The organism is Rhodococcus globerulus, from assembly GCF_019334125.1.
Taxonomy (GTDB): Bacteria; Actinomycetota; Actinomycetes; order Mycobacteriales; family Mycobacteriaceae; genus Rhodococcus_F; species Rhodococcus_F globerula.
This window is the reverse complement of sequence record NZ_CP079698.1, coordinates 3677943-3702804: the sequence shown is the minus strand read 5'-3', so window position 1 is coordinate 3702804 and position 24862 is coordinate 3677943. Positions and strand designations below refer to the sequence as shown.

Here is a 24862-nt window from a genome sequence, read left to right as displayed (position 1 = left end):
GTTATGCGCCGGGACCGGCAGATTGGGCGATACGGAACCCTAAGTCGTCGATTGCGAAGCTCGGGTGGCTACGACGCCGAACGCTGGCGCCACAACCCCGCGCCATCTCCGCCCAACTGCCACCGCGGAAGATGCGGTAAGTGCCGTATACCTCCGGGTCGTAGAGATCCCAGCACCATTCCCAGACGTTGCCGATCATGTCGTGAAGTCCCCACGCGTTCGGGGCCTTCGATCCGACAGGATGGCAAGTGTCACCGGAGTTTGCTTCGTACCAGGCGATTTCATCGATCGGGCCGTAGCGATACCCGGGAGTCCCGGCTTTGCAGGCGTACTGCCATTCCGCTTCGGTGGGGAGCCGGTAGCCATTCGATGTGCGATCCCACGTCGGAGATTCACTGTCGATGTCGTGATAGGCAGGTGTCAGTCCGTCCTGCGCTGACAGGCTGTTGCACGCTGCGATCGCGTCGATCCAGGACACGTTGACCTTGGGATTCGCTGAATCGCGCATGGTCGTGACGTATCGAGCCATCCGGAAGGGAGCGATGTCGACGCTCCAACGGGTGGCCTTGCGGTCGTCACGCAGATCGACCACGCCGCCGGGTATGTCGATCATCAACTCCGACGCTGTTCTCACGTAACTCCCTCTGTGCTCGAGTAATTGCATCCGTCGAAGGCACCGGCGTCAATAGTTTTGCTCAGCGGAGGATCGGTAGGTATGGCGCCTCGATCCCGTGTTGCTCGAACGCAGTCAGGGCGGAGCGGGCAAATGCACGCTGGACTGCCCACTGTCGGCCTGGTTTGACCTGCGCGGTAACCCGGATGGTAATCGATTCTGCAGTAACGGAATTGACTCCCAGCATCTCCGGCTTTTCGATCATGTCCGATCGGATGGAGTCGGATTCAGCCGCCTCGAGTACGGCCCGCGTTGCGACTTCGCATGCCCGGTGCACGTTGGCGTTGTGGGCGATGGGGAGATCGAGTACAGCGGTCGCATAGCCCTGACTCATGTTTCCGACTCGGAGAATCTCACCGTTACGGCAGTACCACAAGGTTCCGTTTGCATCTCGGACCGTGGTGACGCGCAGACCGACGGTTTCGACAGTGCCCACCGCATCACCCAGATCTACGACGTCACCGACGCCGTACTGGTCTTCGAGCAGCATGAAGATTCCGGAGAGGAAGTCACGCACCAGATTCTGTGCGCCGAAACCGATGGCGAGGCCGATGACGCCGGCAGAGGCGATGAACGGTGCAACGTTGACACCCAGGATCCCGAGAATCTGCAGCACACACCAGACCAGGATGACAATGGAGACGGTCGATTTGAGGACGGAACCAATGGTGCGGGCACGCTGTGTCCTGCGTGCGTTCACCGAAGGCTTGCGCCCGTTCGACATTCGATCGATCACACGGTGCAGAGCGAATCGCAGAATTACCGCCAGCACCACATAGATCGCGATTTCGATGGGTCGGTGGATGAGCCAGTCTCGATTGGTATCGGTCAGTTGCCAGGCCTGCATTTCGGAAATCATCCCCACGCAGTCTACGGATTCTGCCCGATCGGGGCATCACTGCAGCGCATGGCTCACATCGGGAGGTGATGGCCTCTCTAACCGGTACGACTACGCTTTACGCATGGCTGCGTTCACTGGAATACCTGTTGCTGCACTCGACTTCTACGAGGATCTCGAAGCGGACAACAGCAAGGTGTGGTGGGCGGCCAACAAGGAGACGTACGACGAGATCGTTCGTCGACCGATGGCGGCGTTGGTCACGGAATTGGAAGACGAGTTCGGCACAGCCAAACTGTTTCGGCCGTACCGCGATGTGCGTTTCTCGAAGGACAAGATTCCGTACAAGACGCACCAAGGTGCTTTTGTGGGCCTTGCGCAGAGTTGTGGCTACTACGTTCAGATCGATGCGGCGGGCCTGATGGTTGCCGGGGGCTTCTACGCCAGCACGTCCGAAACGATTGCGCGGTACCGAGCGGCGGTCGACGACGCCGTCCGAGGTGCGGAACTCGAGAAGATTCTCGCAGGTGTGCGCAAGGCCGGATTCACGGTGGGTGGTGACACGCTCAAGACGGCGCCGCGCGGGTACACCGTTGATCATCCGCGCATCGAACTGTTGCGGCACAAGTCGTTGACGGCCGGCCGCAGCTATCCCAGTCCGTCGTGGTTGGACAGTCCTCGGACGCTGAAGGAAGTCCGCAAGGCGTGGCGCGCATTGACGCCGTTGGTCGAGTGGTCCGGGCAGGTGCTGGGGGCAAACTGAGAACAGTGGCCGGAACCGAACACTTCTGGGCCGGTCGCGACGATGCGCGGTACGTACTCTATTAGGGCATCCTTATTCGCCTGCGAAGGGCGGATGATCACGTTCTTCTGGAAGGTCCGCGCACATGCCCGCTTCATCTACCCTGCTGCTCCCGCGGGGGTACACCGATAATCGCATCGTCTCGAATCTGACTCGACGCCAATTCGGAATCGGTGCAGGCATCGCCGGATTGGGTGCTTTTCTCGCGGCGTGCGGCGAGAGCGGAAGTAGTGCCGCCGCAAACGAAATGCGCTCGGTGACCACCCCGCTCGGAACGTACGACATTCCCGTCGAGCCCAAGCGTGTGGTCGCGATCGACTCTCGGCTCGATCTCGAACCTGCTGTGGCGCTGGAGCTTCCGCTGGTCGGATACACCTATGCAAAGGCCACGCCCTGGGTGCCCGTCGACGCATCGGTGCCTTTCCTGTCCGAAATCCCTAATCGTGAGCAGATTCTTGCGCTCGAACCTGACTTGATCGTGTGCCTGAACTATGAAAGTGAGTGGTGGCCCGTTGGTGAAATGCAGACCATCGCACCGGTTCTCACCACCGAGTTCACCGACGACTGGCGAACCAACCTCACCAGGCTGTCGGGCTGGCTCGGCCGAACCGAGACGCTCGACCAGCTGATTCTCGACTACGACAACCTCATTGCGGATATTCAATCGCGTCATGCCGAGAAGATCGCGTCGAAGACGGTTGCGAGTGTGTCATTCCTGCCGGACACCAACACTCTGTACGTCACCAGTATTCGTACGTCGGAAAAGGGCGACAAGCCCAGTGACATGACGCTCGGCGATATCGGCGGAAAGACCGTCACTGCGGAAGGTCTGGATCCGGAAGGCGGCGTCAGCCTCGAGGGTTTGGACGTACTGGCCGGCGTCGACGGTTTCATGATCACCGAGGACGAGGACAGTGCGGCGTATCAGGCGTTGGTGGCCAGCAAGCTGTGGCAGCGACTCCCTGCGGTGCAGGCGGGCAACGTCACTAACCTCGGCGGATCGACTTTCTACGGTTCGATCTACACCATTTCGTACGTCGCCCAGGGGTGGGATGCTCTGTACGCCAAAATCAGCTGATGCCGAATCGGTGACTTCTGGAGTCTGCGGCGGTCTAATCAGGGAAGGAGATGTCCTCCAACCCTAGGAGATGGTCATGGACACAGTGCGCTCCGCGGACGGAACAATGATCGCGTACGAACGCTCCGGCGCAGGACCAGCAGTGGTTCTTGTCGCCGGAGCGTTCTGCGATCGGCAGTGGTTCAACTCCCTGGCCGCAGAGCTGGCAGCAGATTTCACCGTGTACTCCTACGACAGGCGTGGTCGCGGAGACAGCGGCGACGGCAGTGCATATTCCATCGGGGCCGAGGTGGAGGACTTGCGCGCCGTTATCGCCGCTACTGGGGAGGTGCCGCTGGTCTACGGGCTTTCTTCGGGCGCCGCACTGGCGTTGGAAGCTGCGGCGCAGGGCGTTCCGATGAGGAAGCTTGCCGTCTACGAGGCGCCGTACATGGACGAAGGTCAGTCGGATGCGGCCGCGCTGGGTGACCTCTGGCGATTGGTTGCCGCCGGGGACAAGGAGGGGGCGGTGGTGCGGTTCCTCTCACTGACCGGTGCGTCGTCGCACATGGTCGAGGAGATGAAGCAGAGTTCGGACTGGCCAGGCATGTGCGCCATTGCTCACACCCTGCCGTACGACGTCGCCATCTGTAACCACGGCAGTCAGTCGCTCGATTGGCTGACCTCGGCCGCCGTCCCCGCCTTGGTCATGCACGGCGGTGACAGTGGGCAGTGGGGCCGCTCCTCGGCGGCGCGAATCAGCGAAAGGATCGGGGGAGCAAAGGCGCTGGAGATTCCAGGGCAGGCACACGGTGTGTCCGACGATGCAATGGTGCCGGTGTTGCGCGAGTTCTTTTCCTGAAGCCGCCGATCGTCAACCCAGGGTTGACGATTCTCGTGCGTCAACTTATGGTTGACGCATGGGTGATCCAGTGAAGATGACAAACCAAGTCCGTCTCGACGACCTCATCGCCGCCATCAAGAAAGTTCACACCGACGCGTTGGATCAATTGTCCGACGCAATGGTTGCCGCTGATCATCTCGGTGAAGTAGCTGATCACCTGATCGGTCACTTCGTAGACCAGGCGCGGCGCTCAGGCGCGTCGTGGACCGACATCGGTCGGAGCATGGGCGTCTCCAAACAAGCCGCGCAGAAGCGTTTTGTGCCGAAAGCGGCTGGTGAGGGCAAGCTGATGGTTCCCGAAGACGGTTTCAGTCGGTTCACGGTTCGTGCCAAGAATGTGGTGATGGCTGCGCAGAACGAAGCCCGAGCGGCCGGTAATGCGGAGATTCGACCCGAACATCTTGTTCTCGGGCTCCTGACCGAACCGGAAGCGTTAGGACCACAGGCAATTGCAGCGCAGGGGATCGAACCTGCCGCAGTCCGCACGGCCATCGTAGAGGCTTTGCCTGCGGCCGAATCAGAGGAGTTGCCGCAACTCATCCCGTACGACGCTCAATCCCGGAAGGTTCTCGAACTGACCTTCCGTGAGGCTCTTCGCTTGGGGCACAACTACATCGGAACCGAACACATCTTGCTAGCACTGCTGGAACTCGAGGACGGTTCCGGTGTTCTGAGCGACCTCGGCGTCGACAAAGCTGTCGCGGAATCGAATATCGAGGCCGCGGTGGCTGCTGTGATCAAAGCCCGTGCGGACGATCAAGAGCAGTAGGAGAAACAGAAGAGGGCCGTACCCTTGCGGGTACGACCCTCTTCTTGTGTCACTGACTAGACAGCGCGCACATTGGTGGCCTGGGGGCCCTTCTGGCCCTGGCCAACCTCGAACTCCACACGCTGGTTCTCGTCGAGCGACTTGTAGCCGTTGCCTGAGATCTCAGAGTAGTGAACGAACACGTCCGGTGTTCCGTCGTCGGGAGCAATGAAACCAAAGCCCTTTTCGCCGTTGAACCACTTCACGATGCCCTGTGCCATACAAATACTCCCTACAAAATCGATCCGGGTTTCACATCGAAGTCCCGATCTCGATTCCCCCATCCTCCCATGCCGCGCAACAGGGCGCACGCCCGCGTGCGAAAACGCACTTCAGATGGGGTGAATCGGGCACATTTACCAGGCAAATGCTTACGATCGGGTAATGGTGGACATCGATCTGACGGCCCGCGCCGCAGTTGTCGGCGGATCCCAACCGCTCCGTGGCATCCTCGAAACTCCCGACACCCCTGGCCAGTGGCCGGGTGTGGTGATGATTCACGAGGCTTTCGGGCTCGACGACGTCATGCGGCGGCAAGCGCAGCGCCTCGCCGGCGCCGGCTTTCTGACGTTGGCCGTGGATCTGTACAGCGCGGGTGGGGCGAGGCGCTGCCTCGTACCGACGATGACGTCGATGCTCCGCGGGCAGGGGCGGGCGTTTACCGACATCGGGGTCGCACGAAACTGGCTGGTCGAATCCGCGGACTGCAGCGGGAAGATCGGTGTCATCGGATTTTGTATGGGCGGTGGATTCGCGCTGATCAGCGCCGAAGATTTTGACGTCGCTTCGGTCAATTACGGCCAGCTCCCGCGAAAACTTGATGCGGCAGTGGCAGATTCATGCCCGCTGGTGGGTAGCTTCGGCGGCAAGGACGTCACCTTGCGGGGTGCGGCGCTGAAACTGGAAACCGCCCTGAACAGGGCCGGCGTCGAACACGACATCAAGGAATATCCGACGGCCGGACACGCGTTCCTCAACGATGCCGAAGCCGGTCCCAAGGTGCTGCGTCCGCTGGAGCGAATCCTCGGGATGGGCCCTGATCCGGTTGCGGCAGAAGATGCTTGGAGGAGAATCGACGCGTTCTTCGGCCGTCATCTGCGCTAGATCGACGGCGGCTAGATCAACGACTTGTTCGTTCTCCGCCGTTGACCGCGATTACCTGGCCGGTGATCTGTCCGGCGCCCGCCGAGGCCAGGAAGAGGACTGCGGCAGCGACGTCTTCCGGAGTCCCGGCGCGCTTGGTGCTCGTGGCTTCGATCAGTGCCTCCCGTCGAGCGTCGGTGAGAACGGCACGGAAGAATTCGGTGTCGGCGATGTAGCCGGGAGAAACTATGTTCGCGGTGATTCCCAGTGGACCCAATTCGGCGGCAAGGTCGATATTCCAGGTTGCGACAGCAGCTTTGGCTGCGCCGTAGGCGCCCGCACCTTTGTCTGCGGCGATGGATCCGATAGTGATGACGCGGCCGCCGCGGGTGAGGCGATCGCGGACGGCAGCAGTGGTCAGAACCGCCGACAATAGATTGGAATCGAGATTGGCTCGCCATCCGGCGGCCAAGGTATCGAGATCCGACGGCGCCTCTCGATCGAAGTCCGTGTTACCGCCCGCGCAATGCACTACGACGTCGAGGTTTGCCGGGAGCGTGTCTTGAAGCCGCTTCAGATCCTTCGGGTCGGAGTTGTCGCAGGTTACGGCGTGGACGTTCGAGCTCAGTTCGCTCGCTGTCTGCTCGAGCGGTCCGGTGCGTCGTCCGGTGATGAACACTGTGTCGCCACTCTGAGCGAATGCGGCTGCTACGGCGCGGCCGATGCCGGTTCCGCCGCCGGTGACCAGAACTGTGCGTGTCATGTCTTCCTCCAGTGAGCTACGTTTAGGTCTATACGAGAACGTATCATTTAGATCTAAATGAGGTGCAATGTGACTGGTGGCTTGGACCCTGACGACGACGTCGACGCGATTGCCTTGGCCTGGTTGCGTGAGCGTCCGGGAACTCCGGTCGAGGGGATCGGCATCGTGACCAGGCTGTGGGCGTGCGCAAAACTCCTCGGTGAGGACCGACGGCGAATCCTTACCGCCGCGGGCGCAGATACGGCAACGCTTGATCTGCTGAGCGTCTTGCGGAGAGCTGGGGAGCCGTATCGATTGACGACCCGTCAGATCACCGAACGGACCGGAGTGACGGCAGGCGCAATTTCACAAAGGCTGGCTCGGGCTGAAGCTGCCGGTTTGGTGGAGCGGTCGGCGACGTCGGGATCGAGGGTTGTCGACGTGTCGCTGACGGCCGCGGGGCATGAGGTGGTGGAGCAATTGGTCGACCGTGTGCTCGGCCGCGAGGCCGACTTGGTTTCGGTGCTGTCTGCTCCCCAGCAGGCGCAACTCACGGAGTTGTTGCGGATCTTCTTGAGCGGACTGCATGGCGAACTAGGGGATCCGGGTGCGATGCATGTCGGAGCCCCTGGACAACTCAGTTAATGGTGATTATCTTAATTTGATCATTGGCTGACAGCCCAGGAGGCACTGTGACCGACCGTTTTCCGCAAGTAGAGCTGGCCGACGTGCCCGAGGATATCGCTGCCAAAATCCTTGCTGTTCAGGAAAAATCAGGGTTCGTGCCCAACGTGTTCCTGATGTTCGCGCGTCGTCCGGCAGAGTTTCGGGCCTTCTTCGACTACCACGACGCGATCATGCTCAAGGAAGACTCGGCGCTCACCAAGGGTGATCGTGAAATGATCGTTACCGCCATCTCGGCGGCGAACAAATGCACGTACTGTGTGGTCGCGCACGGTGCGATCCTGCGCATCTACGAAAAGAAGCCGCTGGTTGCCGATCAGGTGGCAGTGAACTATCGGACAGCGGAGATCTCCGATCGTCAGCGGGCGATGCTCGACTTCGCATCCAAGGTCAACTCCGCGTCGCACGAGATCTGCGATGCGGATTTCGAGGCGTTGCACAAGCACGGCTTCGGTGACGAGGACGCCTGGGACATCGCTGCTGTTACCGCGTTCTTCGGCCTGAGCAACAGAATGGCCAGTTTCTCGGGGATGATGCCGAATCCGGAGTTCTATCTGATGGGCCGGGTGGCTCGTTCCTGAATTGGCGCGCACAGCAAAAGGCCCGTAGGTTGCTTGCGCAACCTACGGGCCTTCACTTTGTAGCGGGGACAGGATTTGAACCTGCGACCTCTGGGTTATGAGCCCAGCGAGCTACCGAGCTGCTCCACCCCGCGTCGGTGTGAAACCAACCTTACACTACAAAAACGGGTGCAATTACCAACCCACGTTCAGGCCCCGGTGTGGGTGCTCTCCGCGTAGTACCCACGGATGTGACCGGTGATGCGTTCGCGCGCCAACTCAGGATCTCCGGCCTGCACGGCGTCGACTATTCCGCGGTGTTCATTTCGGAGCCGGCAGCACGTGGTTGGCCAGCACTCCAGGTTCACTCCGGAGAGGACGTACGCCTCGATGGATTCGCGCAGCCCCGTCATCATGGCCGCGACAACCTGGTTGCCGGCAGCATCGGCCAGCGCAACGTGGAATTGTGCGTCGAGGATCAGGAACTCGTGTGCGCTGAGATCAAGGTTGTCCATGGAGTCGAGTAATTCGACAGCGGCTCCCAGGTCCGGTGTGGGTTGCGTCCGCGCAAGTTCCTGCATGACCTCGGCTTCGAGAACCAGGCGCGTCTTCACTACATCTGTCACCGGAAACCCTTGTGCGGCAACTTGCATCCGCATCAGCATGGTCATGCCGCCGGTAGGGCGGGCCACGATCATCGCGCCGGAGGTCGGGCCGGATCCCGTCTGGGCTTTGAGTAGTCCGAGTGCTTCCATGACGCGTAGAGCCTCGCGTACCGATGATCGGCCGACGCCGAGTTCGGCCGCCAGAATGCGCTCACCCGGAAGCCGCTGACCCGGGACGACTTCTCCCGAGGTCAGCCGCTTCTCCAGGTGCGTCAGTACTTGTTCCCACGCGCGTGGACTCGAATCGGAGGGCATGAGCCAAGAGCCTAGGTGGCGCTTACGGGAGCATCCACGACAGGACCGGTGTGGACTGCAGATACACGAGCGTGCAGAGGATCAGCAGCATGCTGAGGCTGTATCCGATGACTTTGCGCAGCAGGATGGGCTCGCTGCCCACCTGGCCGACTGCGGTCGCGGCGATCGTCAGGTTTTGGGGGCTGACCAGCTTTCCTACGACACCACCCGATGTATTGGCCGCGACCAACAATGTCGGATCGATGCCCGCGGTTTGTCCAGCAACCTGCTGCAGCTTGGCGAACAGGGCGTTTGCAGAGGTGTCTGAACCGGTCACGGCTGTACCGAGCCAGCCGAGCATGGGGGAGAAGAAGGCAAATGCAGCACCGGTGCCGGCCAGCCAGGTGCCGATCGAGACGGTCTGTCCGGACTGGTTCATGACGTAGCTCAAGCCGAGCACAGTGGCGACCGTCGCAATGGCTAGACGCATCTTCACGACTGTTGTACCGAACGTGGTCAGCGATTGCCTGGCGGTCAACGGGAATCGTCCGCCGTGAGTCCAGAATCCGTACACGGCTGTGACGATGATGCCGCAGATCAAGAGCAGCGTGCCGGGGTTCGACAGCCACGAGAACGTGTACATCGCGCTCGACGAGGGAGTTCCCGTGTCGGTCAGCAGATTTCCGTACAGACCAGGCCATTCGACCTTGCGGTCAGTCTTGCTCAGCCAGGCGGGGAGGTCGAATCCGGCGGTCCAGAGTTTGGCGACGCCGAAGACCACGACTACGAGAAGGTAGGGGAAAAGTGCCAGGAAGGTTCTTGACGGACTGAGCTTTTCGGGTTCGACCTTGGAACGCTGATCGTCGGGAGTGGCGGGATGCCAGAAGCGGAGCATCGTCACCGCAGCCGCGAGGCCGGCGAGAGATGCGACGACGTCGGTCAATTCGTACGAGAAGTGGCTGGAGCACCAGAACTGTGCGAGCGCAAAAACGGCACCGGTGACCAATGCGATGGGCCAGACCTGCTTCATTCCGCGTTTTCCGTCAACCAGGAACAGAAGCAGAAGCGGTACGAACAGTGCCAGGATCGGAGTCTGACGACCGACGACGGCTGCGATCTCGGTAGCGGGAATGCCCGTCAGGTTACCGGCCGTCGTGATCGGAATTGCCATGGCGCCGAAGGCAACCGGTGCCGTATTGGCGACCAGGACGGTCACGGCCGCGCGGATCGGCGGCATGCCGAGTGCGATGAGCATGGCGCCGGTAATAGCGACGGGAGCTCCGAAACCTGCGAGCGCTTCGAGCATTCCGCCGAAGCAGAATGCGATGAGCATTGCCTGCACGCGCATATCGCCCCGGCCCACGGTATTGAAGACGCGTCTCAAGTCTTCAAAACGTCCACTGACGACTGTCAATTCGTAGAACCAAATGGCGGTGACCACGATCCACATGACCGGAAAGAGCCCGAAGGTGATGCCTTGGAGAGCCGAGAGTGCTGTCAGCGACGTGGGCATGTCGAAGCCGACGACAGCCACGATCGCGGCAACTGCCAGCGCGCCGAGTCCGGAGTACCAGGCTTTGAGTTTGAATCCGGTCAGAAGGACGAAGAACGTCGCCAGGGGAAGCAGCCCGACGAGCGCCGACGCGGTCAACGACCCGCCGATCGCGGTAGTGGACGGTGTGAAAGTCACCGCGAGTAGCTCGGTAGCCACTGGTATCTCCTGACAGGCGGTCTGAATGACGGTTTGTGTGGTCGGACCACAGGAACGTACACCATGACCCGGCTCACAATCGAGCATTGTGTGGATTTTTTGTTTTTTCGGGGTATTCGGGTTCCTTGTGGCGCTGACCGTGCTTTACTGTGGTCTGACCACACCGAAAGATTGCGGAGATCACATGCGAGTAGCGCTGTTCGCCACCTGCATCGGAGACACGATGTTTCCTGATGCGGCCAAGGCCACCGCCCTCCTGCTCACCCGTCTTGGGCACGACGTCGTGTTTCCGCCCGGACAGACCTGCTGCGGGCAGATGCACGTCAACACCGGCTATCAGCCGGGCGCGCTGCCGCTGGTCGCGAACTACGCCGATACGTTCGGTGACACGTCGATCGACGCTGTTGTCGCGCCGTCGGGATCGTGCGTCGGTTCGATCCGGCATCAGCATGAGATTGTTGCCGAGCGCTACGGCACAGCGTCACTGTGTGGGCAGGTGCAGACGGTGAAGGCAAAGACGTACGAACTCTCCGAATTCCTCGTAGACGTTCTCGATGTCACTGATGTCGGCGCGTACTTCCCGCACCGGGTCACCTATCACCCGACCTGTCACTCACTGCGCATGCTGCGGGTAGGCGACAAGCCGCTCCAGTTGCTGCGCAACGTTCGCGACATCGACCTGGTGGAACTCCCCGAAGCCGATTCCTGCTGCGGATTCGGCGGCACGTTTGCCATCAAGAACGCCGAGACGTCGACGGCCATGTTGGCCGACAAGATTCGCCATGTGGCCGACACCGGCGCAGAGTTCTGCAGCGCCGGAGATTCGTCCTGTCTCATGCATATCGGCGGCGGAATGTCGCGACTGCAGATGGGTGCCAAGACCATTCACCTCGCTGAGATCCTGGCATCTGTGGAAAGCCGGGTGCACGCATGAGCGCCGTGACGCTGGGTCTACCCAGCTTTCCCCCGAGGTCGCCCGAAGGTGCGGGATTTCTGCGCGGAACCGAAAAGTTCCCCGTCGCAGCGCATCACGAGCTGGCCAATGCGCAACTACGACGCAATATCGGCAAGGCCACGCACACCATTCGCGCCAAGCGCCTCAATGTAACGGGTGAGCTTCCGGACTGGGAAGAGTTGCGCGACGCCGGATCTGCGATCAAAACGGACGTCATGGCGCGGTTGCCTGAACTGCTCGAACAGTTCGAAGCTGCGGTCATCGCTCGCGGCGGACACGTTCACTGGGCGGCAGATGCCAACGAGGCCAACGCCATTGTGACCGAGCTTGTCAAAGCTACCGGCTCCGACGAGGTCATCAAGGTCAAGTCGATGGCAACGCAGGAGATCGGACTCAACGAACACCTCGAAACCCAGGGAATTTTGGCGTACGAGACCGATCTAGCCGAACTGATCGTTCAACTCGGCCACGACAAACCGTCGCACATCCTGGTTCCCGCGATCCATCGCAATCGATCCGAGATCCGGGAGATCTTCCTGCGTGAGATGCCCGATGTGGACCCCGATCTCGGGGACAATCCGGCCGACCTTGCCGGCGCTGCGCGAAAGTTCCTGCGCCACAAGTTCATGACCACCCCGGTAGCTATCTCGGGTGCAAACTTCGGGATCGCGGATACCGGAACGCTCACTGTCGTGGAGTCCGAGGGTAACGGACGCATGTGCCTGACGCTGCCGAAAACTCTCATCACCGTGATGGGCATCGAAAAGATCCTGCCGACGTATCAGGATCTCGAGGTCTTCCTCCAACTTCTCCCGCGATCCTCGACGGGTGAGCGGATGAACCCGTACACCTCGATGTGGACCGGTGTCACGCCCGGTGACGGCCCACAGGAGTTTCACCTTGTGCTGCTCGACAACGGCCGCACAGCCGCGTTGGCCGACAAGATCGGCCGCGAGGCGCTCAACTGCATTCGGTGCTCGGCCTGCCTCAACGTGTGTCCTGTCTACGAGCGCACGGGTGGACACGCTTACGGATCAACGTATCCGGGACCGATCGGCGCAGTGCTCACACCGCAGCTGGCCGGGATGCACGGCAAAGACGACCCCAACTCGACGCTTCCCTTTGCCTCGAGCCTGTGTGGCGCATGCTTCGACGCCTGCCCGGTCAAGATCGATATCCCTTCGCTGCTTGTCGAATTGAGACACCAGAAGGTGGAACAGGCCGGTGTGACGGCTGAATCGGTGGCGATGAAGGCAGCCTCGTTCGCGATGTCCTCGTCGACGCGCTGGACTGCCGCGCAGAAGGCCGCTGGGCTGGGCCGCATCGTAGCCGGCAAGAAGGGCAAGATCTCGACGCTTCCGCCGCCGCTGAACGGCTGGACCGCGGCCAGGGATATCCCGGCGCCGCCCAAGCAGACCTTCCGGTCCTGGTGGGACTCCGACGAAGGCCGAGCAGCGCTGGACGAGGCTCGTCGCGAAGGTAAGGCAGGCAAATGAACTCACGCGAAGTGGTGCTCGGACGTATCCGTGACGCCATCACACTGGCTCCGGCTCGCGATGCCGAAATCCCGCGCCACTACCGCACCGGCAGAACCTTGCCCGATGCCGAGCGCATCGAGCTTCTTGTCGACCGTTTGGTGGACTACAAGGCGCATGTCTATCAGTGCAGCACAACAGATATCGCGGAGACGATCAACGGCATTCTCATCGCGAACGATCTGAAAACCGTGGGTATACCTGTCGGCCTTGACCGCTCCTGGGTTGCCGGCTTCAGCGGCGAACTGGTGGTCGACAGCTCCGAGGTGCCTGCGCCGGAGCTCGAGAGACTGGACGCGGTGGTTACGGGGTCCAGAGTGTCCTGCGCCGAGACCGGCACCATTTTTCTCGATGCCGGTCCGGATCAGGGGCGTCGCGCATTGACTCTGGTGCCTGATACCCACATTTGCGTCGTTCATCGCGCAAGCGTGGAAGTTGGTGTGCCCGAGGCGATGGCAAAGCTGACCCCCGAACGGCCCACCACCATGATCAGTGGGCCGTCGGCAACTTCCGATATCGAACTCGAGCGCGTCGAAGGTGTTCACGGCCCACGAAATCTGCATGTCGTGATCGTCGACTGAGGGGGTCAGTCGAGGTCGCCGAACTTCCCTTCGACTGCCGCCACGTTGATCGCGTCGCGTAGCCGTGGGCAGCTGCGCATCGGGGCGATGTCATGCGTCGCGGTTGCGGGAACGCCGAGTTCAGTGCAGTGGGACAGCGTCGCCGCGTCCCACTGCACCGTTGTGTGGTGCCAACTGAACTTCTCCACCACAACCTCGGCCGAGCATGTCCCACAGGTGATCTGAACAGCCTCGCTCACTGACGTGCTGCCATGTTGTCGGCAACCTCTTGTCGCCACGACTCGACGGGACGTGTGGTGTCGAGTTCGTATTCGAAGCGGGCCACCATGTCCGGGCTGATGTCGGCGACGTCGACGTAGAACTGCTCGTACCAACGGCGAAGCTGGTACACCGGCCCGTCCTGTTCGCAGAGGAGTGGATTGTCGATGCGTGCCTTGTTCTTCCAGATCTCGACGTCCTGCTCGAAACCGGTGCTGATGAACCCGCTCATGCTCTCGGCCATACTGGTCGCGGCTTCACCGTCGAGATGCTCGGAGTTCTTGACGATCACGCCGTACGTCAACACGAAACTGTTCTCGTCGATCGGGTAATGGCAATTGAGCAGAATCGACTCGATATCGAAGTTCTCGTAGTGGTACGTCAACTCGTCGATCATGAACGACGGGCCGTAATACGCTGCCGAAGAACTGTTTCCGGACAGTTTCGGTTCACCGGCCGCGGCGGGCCGACGAAAATCGTCACGGCCAACGCCGTTCATGTACTGAGCCGCGACGTGGCCTTCGAAGACATTCTTGAAGTACGTCGGAAATGACTTGTGGATGTAGAAGAAGTGCGCCATGTCGACGTTATTGTCGATGAGTTCGCGGCAGTTCGTGTTGACGACGATCTGCTTGAAGCCCTTCCAGTCCGTCCACTCGTCGGACAGTGCGCCGAGAATGCGCGGCGGTGCTACCTCTGGCGGCGGGGGATTGCCTTCGGGGTCGTTGTAGACGAACAGCATTCCGTCCTGATCGAGCGTCGGCCAGGAGCGAGTTTTGGCCAGCGGAGGTACACGGCGGGCGTAGGGGATTCCTGTGCATTTACCATTGCCGCCCCAACGCCAGTCATGGAATGGGCACGCTACCGAATCGCCCTTGACCTCACCTTGCGACAGATCGCCACCCATGTGGCGGCAGTAGGCGTCCAGCACCTTCAGGTCACCACTCTCGCCGGCAAAGACGACCAGCTTGGTGCCGAAAGCGTTGATCGAGTGCGGTTTTCCGTCGTTGAATTCGCGAGAGAGGCCAAGACAGTGCCAGCCGCGAGCAAATCGGGTGGGGGCGTCGCCGGCCTGAATCTCGCGGATAGCGTCGTCTGAGTCGGGTACTGATGTTGTCATTTGTGAGGCTCCTTTGGTCGAATACTGTTCGAGCGATGCGTGATCAGCCGGTGACGCGGGCAGCGTTACCGGCGTCGACCGGCATGACTGTTCCGCTGATGTGGGCGCTGCCCTCGGCAGCGAAAAAGAGCACCGCGCGCGTGATCTCGAAGGGATCAAGCCAGGCAACAGGCTGGCTGTGCAGTGACCGGAAGATGGGTTCCACATCGTCGGCGGTGGGGGATTCGAGGTCGGGGCGCATGTGCCGATAGAGCTTGTCGTTGTGGATCATGGGAGTGCTGATATTCCCTGGCGCAACAACATTGACGGTGATTCCGTGCTGCGCGAGATCGAGCGCGGAACTCTTGCTCAGCCCGATGACGCCCCACTTGGACGCGACGTAGGCTGCGGTGTTTGTCGCACCTTGGCGGCCGAGCATCGACGAGATGGTGATGATCCGGCCGTATCCGCGTTCGATCATCCCCGGTGCTACGGCGCCGATGGTATTGAACACCCCGGTGAGATTGCTTCCGATTGTTTCGTCCCACAGCGCTGTCGAGGTTGCTTGGACGGCACCCATTGCGGACACTCCGGCGTTGGCGACAGCGATGTCGATACGGCCGAATTCTGAGATTCCCTGCGCTACCGCGCTGTCCATCGCAGCTCGATCAGCCACATCGGCCCGTACGATCAGCGCGCGGCGTCCGGTCTTCTCGATCAGCCGTGCGGTTTCGTCCAGGTCCTCGACAGTTGCCATGGGGTATGTGACGGTCTCACGATTTTCGCACCGATCGACAATGACGACGTCGGCGCCTCGCTCGGCAAAAGACACTGCGTGAGAACGTCCTTGGCCTCGTGCGGCTCCCGTGATCAGTGCAACTTTGCCTTCGAATTCGTCCACGGTGATTCCTCTCGTCCTCTTGGGCAGTTAGTGCCGTACTCGAATCAGTAAGCCAAAGGCTCTGTATGGACAGTCGGTGCATCTCGACTATCGAGATGGAGCAGGTCAAACGGCTGCTGCTAGGTCGTCGGCGGCCTTCCTGACCAGTGGCGTGACTCGGTCGAGATGAACCTTCTCAGCCTCGCCCGCGACACACAGTGACACCACCGCGCCGTCGGGAGTTCTTATCGCGCAACCCAAGCTGGAGATTCTTCCGGAACCGAACCCCGGGACCCTCCCGGTCGATTGATAGGCGATGCCGTGCGACGTACGAATACGTGCAAGTTCGGCGTGCAGGGCATCCAATTCTCGAGGGTCGTCGGAAGGTACAGTCGCAAGGTTTCTCTCGATCATCGGATCGACTTCTTCCGGGGAAAGCAGAGCCAGCATGGAACGCCCACCCGCGCCGCGGTGCGCGGGAAATCGTGCACCGACGCGTGAGCGCAACGCGGCGGCGAGCGGTCCACCCATCTTGTCCAGAAAGTACTCGTGTCCACCGTGGAGAACACCGAGATGAATCACCATGCCGGTGCGCAGATAGAGCTCGCGAATGATGTCGTTGGCCGCAATACGCACATGCGCTTGCGCCACTTCCGGGCCGACCGTGCCCAGCGCCCGAGGGCCGAGGCGGTACGCACGATCGTGTCGCATGAGCCAATCCAGTTCGACCATCTCCAGGAGAATCCGGTGGGTAGTCGATCGCGGCAAACCGGTCCGCAGTGCCAGTTCTTCGAGGTTGAGCCGCTCGTGCGGTGAGGTGTATGCATCGACAATCGACGTCACGCGAGCCAACATGGATTCTCGGGTAGCTCGCCTGACCTTGGAGGTTGTGACCGTTCCATTCACGACTTTGGTGTCCTCAACTGCGTCGGAGGCAGGGAGTATCCCGCCACTCGCTGACAACAGTGGCGGTGATGCAGGACACATTCAAACGTCAGTCCCGGTGTTCGGAAGTCGAGTGCGAGGTGCGGCGCAGAGGACGTCGTCTCGACTTCCTTTCCCGCTCCCGTTGTCCGGGAGTCGACGACCTCGCCCCGTCGCAGTCGCATTACCGTCCGTGGAATGACACAACTGTTGGCAGGCAAGGTCGTTTTCATTACCGGAGCAGCGCGGGGTCAGGGCCGCAATCATGCGATTCGACTCGCTCAGGAAGGTGCCGACGTCATCGCCGTCGACGTGTGTGCGTCCGTGTCCGAGGATGTGGGTTACGCAGCTGCAACCGAGGCCGACCTCGAAGAAACGGCGCGCCTCGTTCGAGCCGAGGGGCGCGAGATCGTCACCGCGGTAGCGGATGTGCGTGACCTCGAGGCTCTGCGCGCGGCAGTGGCGTCAGGCGTCGAGAAGTTCGGTCGCCTCGACGTCGTGATCGCGAATGCCGGTATCGCAACGTGGAATCGGTTCTGGGAGATGCCGGAAGAGCAGTGGTCGACGCTGGTGGACATCAATCTCAATGGTGTCTGGCGCACGATGGCTGCTGCGGTTCCCGCGATGATCGAGGCCGGCAACGGTGGTTCCATTGTGCTTGTCAGCAGCGCTGCCGGCGTCGCCGAAGCGCCCGGTTGTGCGCACTACTCGGCGGCCAAGCACGGCCTCGTGGGCTTGGCCCGCACTGCAGCAACGGAATTGGGTAGCTTCGACATTCGAGTCAACAGCATTCACCCCGGCGCAGTGGAGACCGAGATGGGCAACGATCCCAACGTCGGCAAGGTGCTCACAACGCATCCCGAGTACATGAATTCCTACAAGTGGCCCCTCACCTCCGTTCCGCGCACGACGGTCGAGGACATCTCCAATGCGGTGGTCTACCTCGCGACAGATCTCTCCCGCGCAGTCACCGGAACGAAGATCGTCATCGATATGGGTCAGACCATGGCGTAATCGCACTCAGAGCAGATTGAACTGCGCCACCTCGATGGTGTTTTCGACTGCTTCGGACAGTGTGCGGATACGTTCGTCGGCGCCTGGCGCGGTCAATATCGCCAGGCGGTCGGCGTCGCCCATCGGAACGCTGCGGGCCAGGGCGTACAGCCGTGAACCCAACGGATCCAAGGGAGAGGGTGGTGCAGGTATCCGTGGAGTCTGTTCCCCGGCCCGCAGTGCAAGCTTTCCCAACATTCCGTACATGAACTCGATGCGCTCGAGCAAAGAGTCGTATTCGTAGGCGGTGACCGGTGTTCCGTTGTTCTCGTCCGGCCATAATTCGACCTCCGCAAGCGGATAAGGATCGTCCGGTAGCCACTGTTTGACGCGAATTCGGTCTTCCGTCCGGCAGTACAACTGATACCGCCCGGCACCCATCTCGACATGGGATTCTATGCGTGCCAATGTGCCGACATCGTGGCGTGATTCCCCTCCGCCCACCTCGTGACCTCGAGCGATGAGGACAACTCCGAACAGTGGACCGTCAGCGGCCGCGAGAACGTTCTCGACCAGCGCCCGGTACCGGGGCTCGAAGATGTTGAGCGGCAGCAATTCACCCGGTAGCAACGCGGAGCCGAGCGGGAACATCGGGAAGATAGGCATCAGGGAATTCTCAACCTCGGAATCGGAGGGGCGGGGAAATCTCCGGGACGATCGATCTCTGCGATCAGATGCTCGGACCATGTCAGTAAACCTGCAATGTCGAGGTCGTGGGGACTTTCGATCTCGTAGTGCCTGATCCGATCGTGCCCTTGAGTCAACAGCGATACCGCGCCGGTGGTGTTGCCGCGCAGCAAGTGCGTGAGCCCGACGGCAAGTTGGGCCATTCCCTGCCACAGGTCGCGCTCCTCGGCGGGTGCGTTTTTCCACGTTCCTTCGAGAATTTCGTGTGCATGAAAGGGCATCCCGTGATCGAGGAGGCGTTGTGCCTCGGTGATCGCCTCGTCCGGCGGTAAACGCACGTCGTCCGGAATTCGGGGAACACCGTCAGCGGAATCGCGAGGCAGAGGGCGCCCGAGACCGTCGCGCGGGCGTGCGTTGAGTGGCTTTCCGCCGACATCGCGGTCGCGTTCGGACATAAACTTCAGCCTAGCGGCAGCTCGTCGGAGTGCCTGCCAAAAGTTTTTTCGCGTCGTCTGTCGATTTGAGGAAGAACCGTTCGTCGTCATGTTGTAAGGCAAGAAAGCCGGAAGAGAAACAACAGACCAGGGAGTTCAGCCATGAAGTACATGTTGCTTATCTACACCGCACCCGGCGGAGACACCGAACCTCAGTGCACGATGGAGGACTGGGAGATCTACGACAAGGAAATGAAGGACGCCGGTATCTGGGTGTCCGGCGATGCCCTCGCCGACCTGACCACTACGACGACGGTTCGGGTCTCGCCGTCCGGGGAAAAGACTGTTACCGACGGGCCGTTTGCCGAAACCCGCGAGATCCTCGGCGGCTACGACGTCATCGACGTTCCTGATTTGGATGCGGCGCTTGCGTGGGCTGCTCGATGCCCCGGCGCCCGTGACGGTGGCAGCGTCGAGGTGCGTCCGCTGGCCGGGTTCGGGGACTGATTCGCCGTGGACGAGCAGGCTGAGAACTCGGTCGAGTCCGTGTTCCGGGAGGAACGTGGACGACTCTTGGCCTCGCTCGTCTGCCGTTTCGGTGATCTGGATCTGGCCGAAGAGGTCACCTCCGAAGCTGTCGAGGCCGCGTTGGTGCACTGGCCGGTGGATGGAGTGCCGGCAAAACCCGGCGCGTGGCTGCTGACCACAGCGCGTCGCAAAGCCGTCGACAGGCTTCGGCGTGATCAGGCCTATGCGGCGCGATTGGCCGTGATGCAGGTGGACGCCGATCGTGCCGACCCTGCGCCGCCCGTGGTCGACGGGGAACTTCCCGACGAGCGGTTGCAGCTCTTCTTCACCTGCTCACATCCCGCACTCGCGGAAGATGACCGGATCGCCCTCACCTTGCGTTGCCTCGGCGGGTTGACGACGCCTGAAGTTGCTCGCGCCTTCCTCGTACCTTCGGCGACGATGGCGCAGCGGATAGTGCGCGCGAAGAAGAAGATCCGTCAGGCTCGGATTCCCTTCCGAACTCCCAGCGCCGAAGAACTCCCGGAGCGTCTTCCTGGTGTTCTGCAGGTGATCTATTCGGTGTTCACCGAGGGGTACGCCGCCAGCTCGGGTCCGGATCTGCAACGAATCGACTTGGCCGTAGAGGCGATCAGGCTGGCGAGGATCTTGCGCGCATTGCTTCCCGATGAGCGCGAGATTGCCGGATTGCTTGCGCTGATGCTTCTCGTCCACGCGCGTCGGGATGCCCGCACCGACACCGGTGGCGGGATCGTGCTCCTCGACGATCAAGATCGCGGGTGCTGGGACCAGCCGATGATCGAGGAAGGCAGCGACCTCGTCGTGGTCGCGTTGACCGGGGGAGCGCCTGGTCCGTACGGAGTGCAGGCCGCAATCGCGGCGTTGCACGACGAGGCAGCGGATGTGGAGAGCACCGACTGGCCGCAGATCTGCGCGCTGTACGGAGTACTCCTCACGCTGACGCCTTCGCCCGTCGTCGCAGTCAACCGAGCAGTGGCGCTGGCGATGCGCGACGGCGATGAGGCGGGATTGATTGCTCTGGATGAGCTGTCCGCGGAGCCCAAACTTGCCGACTATCACCCGTACCACCTCGCGCGAGGCGAACTCCTGGCGCGATTGGGCCGCATCGATGCTGCAGAATCCGCGTACCGGCGAGCTCTGAAACTGGTTGGTACCGAACCGGAGCGGGCCTACTTGGAGCGTCGTCTCGGGGAGATAGTGGAGTAGCTACTTCGCGCTCGCGCCGACCATCCGTAAGGCCAAGTCTCCGTACAGCTTTCCGATGTCTTCCGGATTCGTGTAGTTGCCGGCCGGGAACCAGCGGCACACGTCGACGCACAGGGACATCAGTGCGAGCGTGACACCTTCTGCGTCGGGGATCGTGAAATCGCCAGACTGCACTCCGGCGTTGACGACTTCCCTGACCACTCGCGTCGTGCTGCGGCGAAGGGCGACGACAGTCCGGTAGTGCTCGGGGGTGAGTGCGGTGAGTTCGTATTGGACGACGCGCGCGAGTGAATGGTGCCCGGCCTGCCAACTGGCGAAGGTGCTGACCAGTTCACGCAGGCGAACCGCCGGTTCTTCACCCGGTCGGTCAGCGCTCTCGACAACCTTCAACGCTTCGGTGTGGCCTTCGTAGCTGATCGCGAAAAGCAGCTCTTCTTTCGAGCGGTAGTGCGGATACATGGCGGCGGGACTCATGTCGAGGCGCGCGGCGATGTCACGGGTAGTGGTGCCCCCGTACCCGGCGGAGGCAAACGCGTCGACGGCGGCAGCACGGATGCGGGCTGCAGCTTTGGAGGGGCTGATCACCACGTCAGGTGAATCGCTCACAGTTCCTCCAGGTGTCACGGATGTCGGATGTTGACAATATCGCGCTCTCGAACCACTATAAGCAAGTGCTTAGATTCTAAGCATGCGCTTAGATTGGTCGTCACGTGCGGGAACGCCGCACCGAAAGGAAGCAACTCCTCATGCGTCGCACTCTGTACGGACCCGATCACGAGGCGTTTCGCGAATCGGCTCGCGAATTCGTCAACCGGAACATCCTTCCGGTCGCAGAGAAGCTGATCGATCAGCGCTTCATCGACCGCGAGATTTGGCTCGAAGCGGGACGCAACGGCTTCCTCGGTCTCGAGGTCCCGGAGGCGTACGGCGGAAGCGAAGCCGGTGACTACCGCTTCAATGCGGTGCTGGCAGAAGAACTCTCGCGCGCAAGTGCAGCGGTTGCTTCGAGTTTCGGCATCCACGCCGACGTTGTTGCTCCCTACCTCGTTCAGCTCACCACCGAAGAGCAGAAGCAGCGTTGGCTGCCCAAGTTCTGCACCGGCGAGATGCTGACCGCAATCGGCATGACCGAGCCCTCCGGCGGATCCGACCTCGCCTCGCTCAAGACCACGGCGGTCAAGGACGGCGACGACTGGATCATCAACGGCTCCAAGACCTTCATCACCAACGGCTACAACGCCGACCTCGTGATCGTGGCAGCACGAACGAGCCCGGAGAAGAAGTCCAAGGGCATCACCCTCTTTGCCGTCGAAACCGGCATGGACGGTTTCGAGCGCGGACGCAAGCTCGACAAGGTCGGCCAGCACGAGTCCGATACTGCTGAACTGTTCTTCGAGAACGTTCGCGTGCCGTCCGCCAACATCATCGGCGAGATCGACCGCGGCTTCATCCACATGATGGAAATGCTGCCGCAGGAACGCGTCGGCGCTGCAGTGTCCAACATTGCGCACGCTGCTCCGATCCTCGAAGAGACGCTGCAATATGCCAAGGACCGCAAGGCTTTCGGTCAGCCCATCGGCTCGCTGCAGTGGAACAAATTCCTGCTCGCCGATTTGGTGACCCGCGTCGAGGTCACCCAGGCCTACGTCGACAACTGCGTCGCCGCTCATGCGGCCGGCGAGCTGACCGCCATCGACGCAGCCAAGGCAAAGTGGTGGACCGCGCAGGTACAGAACGAGGTCCTCGATCACTGCGTCCAACTGCACGGTGGCTACGGCTATATGACCGAGTACCGGGCTGCTCGCGCCTGGATGGACGCTCGCGTCACCAAGATCTGGGCCGGATCCAACGAAATCATGAAGGAACTCATCGGCCGCGACCTCGGCCTGTAGTTTCGACCGCAAGCGCTATTTCCTCCCGAGCCCTTCGACCACAGGAGCATCACCGCGTATGTCTGTTCTCGACAAGTTCTCTCTGACCGATCGAGTTGTCATCGTGACCGGTGCGTCGTCGGGTCTCGGGGTGGCATTTGCAAAAGCCGCAGCTGAGGCGGGAGCCGACGTCGTGCTGGCAGCCAGGCGCGTCGACAAGCTCGAAGACACCGCCAAGCTCGTGCGTGATGCAGGCCGTGAAGCGTTGTGTGTGGCCACCGACATTGTCGATCCGGCCCAGGCCCAGCACATGGTCGACGCAGCTATGGAGAAGTTCGGTCGCGTGGACGTACTCGTCAACAACGCCGGCGTCGGAACCGCGGTTCCGGCAACCCGTGAAACTCCCGACGAGTTTCGTTCCGTCATCGACATCAATCTCAACGGTTCGTACTGGGCTGCGCAGGCGTGCGGTCGAGTGATGCTGCCGGGCAGTTCCATCATCAATATCTCGAGCATTCTCGGGTTGACCACGGCGGGACTGCCGCAGGCCGCCTACGCAGCCAGCAAAGCCGGCATCGTCGGATTGACCCGCGACCTGGCTCAGCAGTGGGGAATCCGCAAGGGCATCCGTGTCAATGCCATCGCGCCGGGATTCTTCAAGTCGGAAATGACCGACCAATACAACGACGGCTACCTCGAATCGATGGCTCCCCGCTTGATCATGGGTCGAATGGGAGATCCGGAAGAACTCGCGGCAACCATGGTGTGGCTGGCCTCCCCGGCGGGCGGATATGTCACCGGCCAGACCATTGCCGTCGACGGCGGGATCACGATCACCTGACGTCGATGACGGGAGGTCATCCCGTTTGCCGTATAAGTAGCAGGTGACTTCAAACGCCGACCCCTCGGAGAACTGGGAAGACCGTCCGCCGCCGTCCATGGCTGCAACGGAGCTTTTACGTGACCTCCCGGTGACGGCACGCGGGGTCCGGACCAGGGCTTCTCTGGTTGCGGCAGCCCGGACGGTGTTCGAGCGAGCGGGGTACCTCGACGCCCGGTTGACTGACATCACGAAGGAAGCGAACTGCTCCACGGGCACGTTCTACACGTACTTCGACAACAAAGAGCAGATCTTTGCCGCTGTCCTCGAAGTCGCGCAGGAAGACATGCTGCATCCCGGCATGGGTCGCGTACGCGACGCGGACAACCCTTACGCTGTGCTCGAGTCGAGCAACCGCGCGTACCTGACGGCCTTCCAACGCAATGCCAAATTGATGGGTCTGCTCGAGCAGGTGGCACAGATCGATCCGGCCTTCGCGAAACTACGACGCGATCGTGGTGCAACCTTCATCACGCGCAATGCAAAAGCCATCGAGCGGTTGCAGACGGAAGGGAAGGCCGACACGTCGCTGGATCCGTTGTTGGCGTCGCGAGCACTCTCGTCGATGGTGAGTCGCTTCGCCTACAGCGTGTTCGTGTCTGAGGAACCGGGCTCAGACGGCAAGCCGGTGCCCTTCGAAGAAGTGGTCAAGACCGCTACCCAGATTTGGGCCAACGCGCTCCGATTGCAGCGGTAGCATCGGCTCAGCGGGTTCCGCGTGCGAACTCCGCTTCGAGATTCTGGCGCAGAGTTTCCTCACTGTTGCGGACTGCGTTCTCGATGAACGGCCCGACCACGAGGCCTAGGGCTTTGCCCGTCAGGCCGTCGGGCAGCTTGTAGGCAAAATCGACCGCCAACTCGGTTTTGGTGTCGTCTACCCGCGTGAATTCCCAGGTAGACGAATTGGCGACATCTCCCAGTGACGAGAGTGTGATGATGCGGTCTTTCTCCCACTCGGTGATTTCGAGCTTCGAGCGCACGGTGCTCGGACCAATTTGGATTGCGGCGTCGAATGTTGCGCCCAGACCTTGATCGAACTCGCCGTCGGGGTAGAACTCGGAGACGCCGTACATCCAGTTCACGACATTCCGGTAGTCGTCTATGTAGGCAAACGCGACGTCAACGGGTACGGCGGCAACCGCGGAATGGCGAACGTGGATCATGACTGGTCCCTTGTTTATCGGTGGACATCGACTGTAACCAATGACGGTGACATGTTCGGTGTCGGCGCAAGTGGATCTACGGTAAC

The 24862-nt window shown here is 61.3% G+C and carries 30 protein-coding genes and 1 tRNA gene; 16 read left to right on the top strand and 15 right to left on the bottom strand.

The window, feature by feature from the left end:
* Position 1 precedes the first annotated feature (1 nt).
* Together KYT97_RS16755 and KYT97_RS16750 are read right to left on the bottom strand one after the other, a co-directional pair.
* A complete protein-coding gene (locus KYT97_RS16755; RefSeq protein WP_219112993.1) occupies positions 2-613 on the bottom strand; it encodes a formylglycine-generating enzyme family protein in 612 nt (203 codons plus the stop codon).
* Between the two features lie 82 nt (positions 614-695).
* Entirely contained in the window at positions 696-1532 is an 837-nt protein-coding gene (locus tag KYT97_RS16750) for a mechanosensitive ion channel family protein (protein WP_033233458.1), read from the bottom strand.
* Positions 1533-1635: 103 nt separating this feature from the next.
* On the opposite strand from KYT97_RS16750, the gene KYT97_RS16745 reads away from it, so the two are divergent.
* The 4 genes from KYT97_RS16745 (at position 1636) to KYT97_RS16730 (ending at position 5043) form a co-directional block, all read left to right on the top strand.
* Positions 1636-2274, top strand: coding sequence for a DUF2461 domain-containing protein (locus KYT97_RS16745; RefSeq protein ID WP_045065163.1), 639 nt, complete (start codon positions 1636-1638; stop codon positions 2272-2274).
* A 124-nt stretch (positions 2275-2398) separates the two neighbouring features.
* On the top strand, positions 2399-3391 hold the full coding sequence (locus KYT97_RS16740; RefSeq protein WP_045065162.1) for an ABC transporter substrate-binding protein: 993 nt from the start codon (positions 2399-2401) through the stop codon (positions 3389-3391).
* A 76-nt stretch (positions 3392-3467) separates the two neighbouring features.
* On the top strand, positions 3468-4232 hold the full coding sequence (locus KYT97_RS16735) for an alpha/beta fold hydrolase (RefSeq protein ID WP_245005850.1): 765 nt from the start codon (positions 3468-3470) through the stop codon (positions 4230-4232).
* Between the two features lie 58 nt (positions 4233-4290).
* Positions 4291-5043, top strand: coding sequence for a Clp protease N-terminal domain-containing protein (locus KYT97_RS16730; RefSeq protein ID WP_219110287.1), 753 nt, complete (start codon positions 4291-4293; stop codon positions 5041-5043).
* Positions 5044-5099: 56 nt separating this feature from the next.
* Here the strand turns inward: KYT97_RS16730 and KYT97_RS16725 are convergent, their stop codons facing one another.
* Entirely contained in the window at positions 5100-5303 is a 204-nt protein-coding gene (locus KYT97_RS16725) for a cold-shock protein (RefSeq protein WP_003939930.1), read from the bottom strand.
* 163 nt (positions 5304-5466) lie between these two features.
* On the opposite strand from KYT97_RS16725, the gene KYT97_RS16720 reads away from it, so the two are divergent.
* On the top strand, positions 5467-6186 hold the full coding sequence (locus KYT97_RS16720; RefSeq protein ID WP_219110286.1) for a dienelactone hydrolase family protein: 720 nt from the start codon (positions 5467-5469) through the stop codon (positions 6184-6186).
* Positions 6187-6202: 16 nt separating this feature from the next.
* Here the strand turns inward: KYT97_RS16720 and KYT97_RS16715 are convergent, their stop codons facing one another.
* A complete protein-coding gene (locus KYT97_RS16715) occupies positions 6203-6928 on the bottom strand; it encodes an SDR family NAD(P)-dependent oxidoreductase (RefSeq protein ID WP_219110285.1) in 726 nt (241 codons plus the stop codon).
* 69 nt (positions 6929-6997) lie between these two features.
* On the opposite strand from KYT97_RS16715, the gene KYT97_RS16710 reads away from it, so the two are divergent.
* Positions 6998-7552: a MarR family winged helix-turn-helix transcriptional regulator gene (locus KYT97_RS16710; protein WP_245005849.1), complete on the top strand. Its 555-nt coding sequence runs from the start codon at positions 6998-7000 to the stop codon at positions 7550-7552.
* 47 nt (positions 7553-7599) lie between these two features.
* Positions 7600-8172 (top strand): peroxidase-related enzyme, encoded by a 573-nt coding sequence (locus KYT97_RS16705; RefSeq protein ID WP_141486758.1) that lies wholly within the window; start codon positions 7600-7602, stop codon positions 8170-8172.
* 60 nt (positions 8173-8232) lie between these two features.
* On the opposite strand, the gene KYT97_RS16700 is transcribed toward KYT97_RS16705, so the two are convergent.
* The 3 genes from KYT97_RS16700 to KYT97_RS16690 form a co-directional block, all read right to left on the bottom strand.
* Positions 8233-8306, bottom strand: a tRNA-Met gene (locus tag KYT97_RS16700).
* Between the two features lie 54 nt (positions 8307-8360).
* Positions 8361-9071, bottom strand: a complete 711-nt coding sequence (locus tag KYT97_RS16695; protein ID WP_033233444.1) for a FadR/GntR family transcriptional regulator — start codon at positions 9069-9071, stop codon at positions 8361-8363.
* 22 nt (positions 9072-9093) lie between these two features.
* Positions 9094-10761, bottom strand: coding sequence for an L-lactate permease (locus tag KYT97_RS16690; RefSeq protein WP_219110283.1), 1668 nt, complete (start codon positions 10759-10761; stop codon positions 9094-9096).
* Positions 10762-10945: 184 nt separating this feature from the next.
* Between KYT97_RS16690 and KYT97_RS16685 the strand changes: the two genes are divergently transcribed.
* The 3 genes from KYT97_RS16685 to KYT97_RS16675 are packed head-to-tail and all read left to right on the top strand — an operon-like array spanning position 10946 to position 13832.
* A complete protein-coding gene (locus KYT97_RS16685) occupies positions 10946-11695 on the top strand; it encodes a (Fe-S)-binding protein (RefSeq protein ID WP_172937026.1) in 750 nt (249 codons plus the stop codon).
* Entirely contained in the window at positions 11692-13212 is a 1521-nt protein-coding gene (locus KYT97_RS16680) for a LutB/LldF family L-lactate oxidation iron-sulfur protein (protein WP_095887262.1), read from the top strand. Before KYT97_RS16685 ends, KYT97_RS16680 begins: the two co-directional genes overlap by 4 nt.
* Positions 13209-13832: a LutC/YkgG family protein gene (locus KYT97_RS16675; RefSeq protein ID WP_092804248.1), complete on the top strand. Its 624-nt coding sequence runs from the start codon at positions 13209-13211 to the stop codon at positions 13830-13832. The genes KYT97_RS16680 and KYT97_RS16675 overlap by 4 nt, the downstream gene beginning before the upstream one ends.
* A 5-nt stretch (positions 13833-13837) precedes the next feature.
* Here KYT97_RS16675 and KYT97_RS16670 read toward each other — a convergent pair whose 3' ends face one another.
* The 4 genes from KYT97_RS16670 to KYT97_RS16655 all read right to left on the bottom strand — a co-directional run bounded on the left by KYT97_RS16670 (position 13838) and on the right by KYT97_RS16655 (position 16975).
* On the bottom strand, positions 13838-14071 hold the full coding sequence (locus KYT97_RS16670; RefSeq protein WP_033233436.1) for a hypothetical protein: 234 nt from the start codon (positions 14069-14071) through the stop codon (positions 13838-13840).
* Entirely contained in the window at positions 14068-15210 is a 1143-nt protein-coding gene (locus tag KYT97_RS16665; RefSeq protein ID WP_033233432.1) for a 3-ketosteroid-9-alpha-monooxygenase, oxygenase component, read from the bottom strand. Before KYT97_RS16665 ends, KYT97_RS16670 begins: the two co-directional genes overlap by 4 nt.
* A 43-nt stretch (positions 15211-15253) precedes the next feature.
* The gene (locus tag KYT97_RS16660) at positions 15254-16090 is read right to left on the bottom strand and encodes a mycofactocin-coupled SDR family oxidoreductase (protein WP_141486755.1); all 837 of its coding nucleotides are present in this window, start codon (positions 16088-16090) and stop codon (positions 15254-15256) included.
* Positions 16091-16195: 105 nt separating this feature from the next.
* The gene (locus KYT97_RS16655) at positions 16196-16975 is read right to left on the bottom strand and encodes an IclR family transcriptional regulator (protein WP_219110282.1); all 780 of its coding nucleotides are present in this window, start codon (positions 16973-16975) and stop codon (positions 16196-16198) included.
* 216 nt (positions 16976-17191) lie between these two features.
* Here KYT97_RS16655 and KYT97_RS16650 point away from each other — a divergent pair, with 216 nt between their 5' ends.
* Complete coding sequence (locus KYT97_RS16650) at positions 17192-18007, top strand: mycofactocin-coupled SDR family oxidoreductase (RefSeq protein ID WP_045065134.1); 816 nt, start codon at positions 17192-17194, stop codon at positions 18005-18007.
* Positions 18008-18013: 6 nt separating this feature from the next.
* Here KYT97_RS16650 and KYT97_RS16645 read toward each other — a convergent pair whose 3' ends face one another.
* Positions 18014-18652 (bottom strand): LON peptidase substrate-binding domain-containing protein, encoded by a 639-nt coding sequence (locus KYT97_RS16645; RefSeq protein ID WP_219110281.1) that lies wholly within the window; start codon positions 18650-18652, stop codon positions 18014-18016.
* Positions 18652-19128, bottom strand: coding sequence for a DUF309 domain-containing protein (locus KYT97_RS16640; protein WP_045065112.1), 477 nt, complete (start codon positions 19126-19128; stop codon positions 18652-18654). Before KYT97_RS16640 ends, KYT97_RS16645 begins: the two co-directional genes overlap by 1 nt.
* A gap of 141 nt (positions 19129-19269) precedes the next feature.
* Between KYT97_RS16640 and KYT97_RS16635 the strand changes: the two genes are divergently transcribed.
* Entirely contained in the window at positions 19270-19614 is a 345-nt protein-coding gene (locus KYT97_RS16635) for a YciI family protein (protein WP_033233427.1), read from the top strand.
* A gap of 6 nt (positions 19615-19620) precedes the next feature.
* Positions 19621-20862 carry an RNA polymerase sigma factor gene (locus tag KYT97_RS16630; RefSeq protein ID WP_219110280.1) on the top strand — a complete coding sequence of 414 codons (1242 nt, stop codon included), beginning with the start codon at positions 19621-19623 and terminating at the stop codon, positions 20860-20862.
* On the opposite strand, the gene KYT97_RS16625 is transcribed toward KYT97_RS16630, so the two are convergent.
* Positions 20863-21468 (bottom strand): TetR/AcrR family transcriptional regulator, encoded by a 606-nt coding sequence (locus KYT97_RS16625; protein ID WP_141486750.1) that lies wholly within the window; start codon positions 21466-21468, stop codon positions 20863-20865.
* A 140-nt stretch (positions 21469-21608) separates the two neighbouring features.
* On the opposite strand from KYT97_RS16625, the gene KYT97_RS16620 reads away from it, so the two are divergent.
* From KYT97_RS16620 to KYT97_RS16610, 3 genes are all read left to right on the top strand, one after another.
* Complete coding sequence (locus tag KYT97_RS16620) at positions 21609-22754, top strand: acyl-CoA dehydrogenase family protein (RefSeq protein ID WP_092804239.1); 1146 nt, start codon at positions 21609-21611, stop codon at positions 22752-22754.
* A 58-nt stretch (positions 22755-22812) separates the two neighbouring features.
* Positions 22813-23574, top strand: a complete 762-nt coding sequence (locus tag KYT97_RS16615) for an SDR family NAD(P)-dependent oxidoreductase (RefSeq protein ID WP_141486749.1) — start codon at positions 22813-22815, stop codon at positions 23572-23574.
* A 97-nt stretch (positions 23575-23671) separates the two neighbouring features.
* Positions 23672-24310, top strand: coding sequence for a TetR/AcrR family transcriptional regulator (locus tag KYT97_RS16610; protein WP_095887255.1), 639 nt, complete (start codon positions 23672-23674; stop codon positions 24308-24310).
* A gap of 7 nt (positions 24311-24317) precedes the next feature.
* Here the strand turns inward: KYT97_RS16610 and KYT97_RS16605 are convergent, their stop codons facing one another.
* On the bottom strand, positions 24318-24776 hold the full coding sequence (locus KYT97_RS16605) for an SRPBCC family protein (RefSeq protein ID WP_141486748.1): 459 nt from the start codon (positions 24774-24776) through the stop codon (positions 24318-24320).
* Between the last annotated feature and the right edge of the window lie 86 nt (positions 24777-24862).

Excerpts from the sequence above, each read along its gene's own strand:
- KYT97_RS16755 (WP_219112993.1), bottom strand. The coding sequence starts at position 613 with ATGATCGACATACCCGGCGGCGTGGTCGATCTGCGTGACGACCGCAAG.
- KYT97_RS16750 (WP_033233458.1), bottom strand. The coding sequence starts at position 1,532 with ATGATTTCCGAAATGCAGGCCTGGCAACTGACCGATACCAATCGAGAC.
- KYT97_RS16745 (WP_045065163.1), top strand. The coding sequence starts at position 1,636 with ATGGCTGCGTTCACTGGAATACCTGTTGCTGCACTCGACTTCTACGAG.
- KYT97_RS16740 (WP_045065162.1), top strand. The coding sequence starts at position 2,399 with ATGCCCGCTTCATCTACCCTGCTGCTCCCGCGGGGGTACACCGATAAT.
- KYT97_RS16735 (WP_245005850.1), top strand. The coding sequence starts at position 3,468 with ATGGACACAGTGCGCTCCGCGGACGGAACAATGATCGCGTACGAACGC.
- KYT97_RS16730 (WP_219110287.1), top strand. The coding sequence starts at position 4,291 with ATGGGTGATCCAGTGAAGATGACAAACCAAGTCCGTCTCGACGACCTC.
- KYT97_RS16725 (WP_003939930.1), bottom strand. The coding sequence starts at position 5,303 with ATGGCACAGGGCATCGTGAAGTGGTTCAACGGCGAAAAGGGCTTTGGT.
- KYT97_RS16720 (WP_219110286.1), top strand. The coding sequence starts at position 5,467 with ATGGTGGACATCGATCTGACGGCCCGCGCCGCAGTTGTCGGCGGATCC.
- KYT97_RS16715 (WP_219110285.1), bottom strand. The coding sequence starts at position 6,928 with ATGACACGCACAGTTCTGGTCACCGGCGGCGGAACCGGCATCGGCCGC.
- KYT97_RS16695 (WP_033233444.1), bottom strand. The coding sequence starts at position 9,071 with ATGCCCTCCGATTCGAGTCCACGCGCGTGGGAACAAGTACTGACGCAC.
- KYT97_RS16685 (WP_172937026.1), top strand. The coding sequence starts at position 10,946 with ATGCGAGTAGCGCTGTTCGCCACCTGCATCGGAGACACGATGTTTCCT.
- KYT97_RS16680 (WP_095887262.1), top strand. The coding sequence starts at position 11,692 with ATGAGCGCCGTGACGCTGGGTCTACCCAGCTTTCCCCCGAGGTCGCCC.
- KYT97_RS16675 (WP_092804248.1), top strand. The coding sequence starts at position 13,209 with ATGAACTCACGCGAAGTGGTGCTCGGACGTATCCGTGACGCCATCACA.
- KYT97_RS16665 (WP_033233432.1), bottom strand. The coding sequence starts at position 15,210 with ATGACAACATCAGTACCCGACTCAGACGACGCTATCCGCGAGATTCAG.
- KYT97_RS16650 (WP_045065134.1), top strand. The coding sequence starts at position 17,192 with ATGACACAACTGTTGGCAGGCAAGGTCGTTTTCATTACCGGAGCAGCG.
- KYT97_RS16645 (WP_219110281.1), bottom strand. The coding sequence starts at position 18,652 with ATGCCTATCTTCCCGATGTTCCCGCTCGGCTCCGCGTTGCTACCGGGT.
- KYT97_RS16640 (WP_045065112.1), bottom strand. The coding sequence starts at position 19,128 with ATGTCCGAACGCGACCGCGATGTCGGCGGAAAGCCACTCAACGCACGC.
- KYT97_RS16635 (WP_033233427.1), top strand. The coding sequence starts at position 19,270 with ATGAAGTACATGTTGCTTATCTACACCGCACCCGGCGGAGACACCGAA.
- KYT97_RS16620 (WP_092804239.1), top strand. The coding sequence starts at position 21,609 with ATGCGTCGCACTCTGTACGGACCCGATCACGAGGCGTTTCGCGAATCG.
- KYT97_RS16615 (WP_141486749.1), top strand. The coding sequence starts at position 22,813 with ATGTCTGTTCTCGACAAGTTCTCTCTGACCGATCGAGTTGTCATCGTG.
- KYT97_RS16610 (WP_095887255.1), top strand. The coding sequence starts at position 23,672 with ATGGCTGCAACGGAGCTTTTACGTGACCTCCCGGTGACGGCACGCGGG.
- KYT97_RS16605 (WP_141486748.1), bottom strand. The coding sequence starts at position 24,776 with ATGATCCACGTTCGCCATTCCGCGGTTGCCGCCGTACCCGTTGACGTC.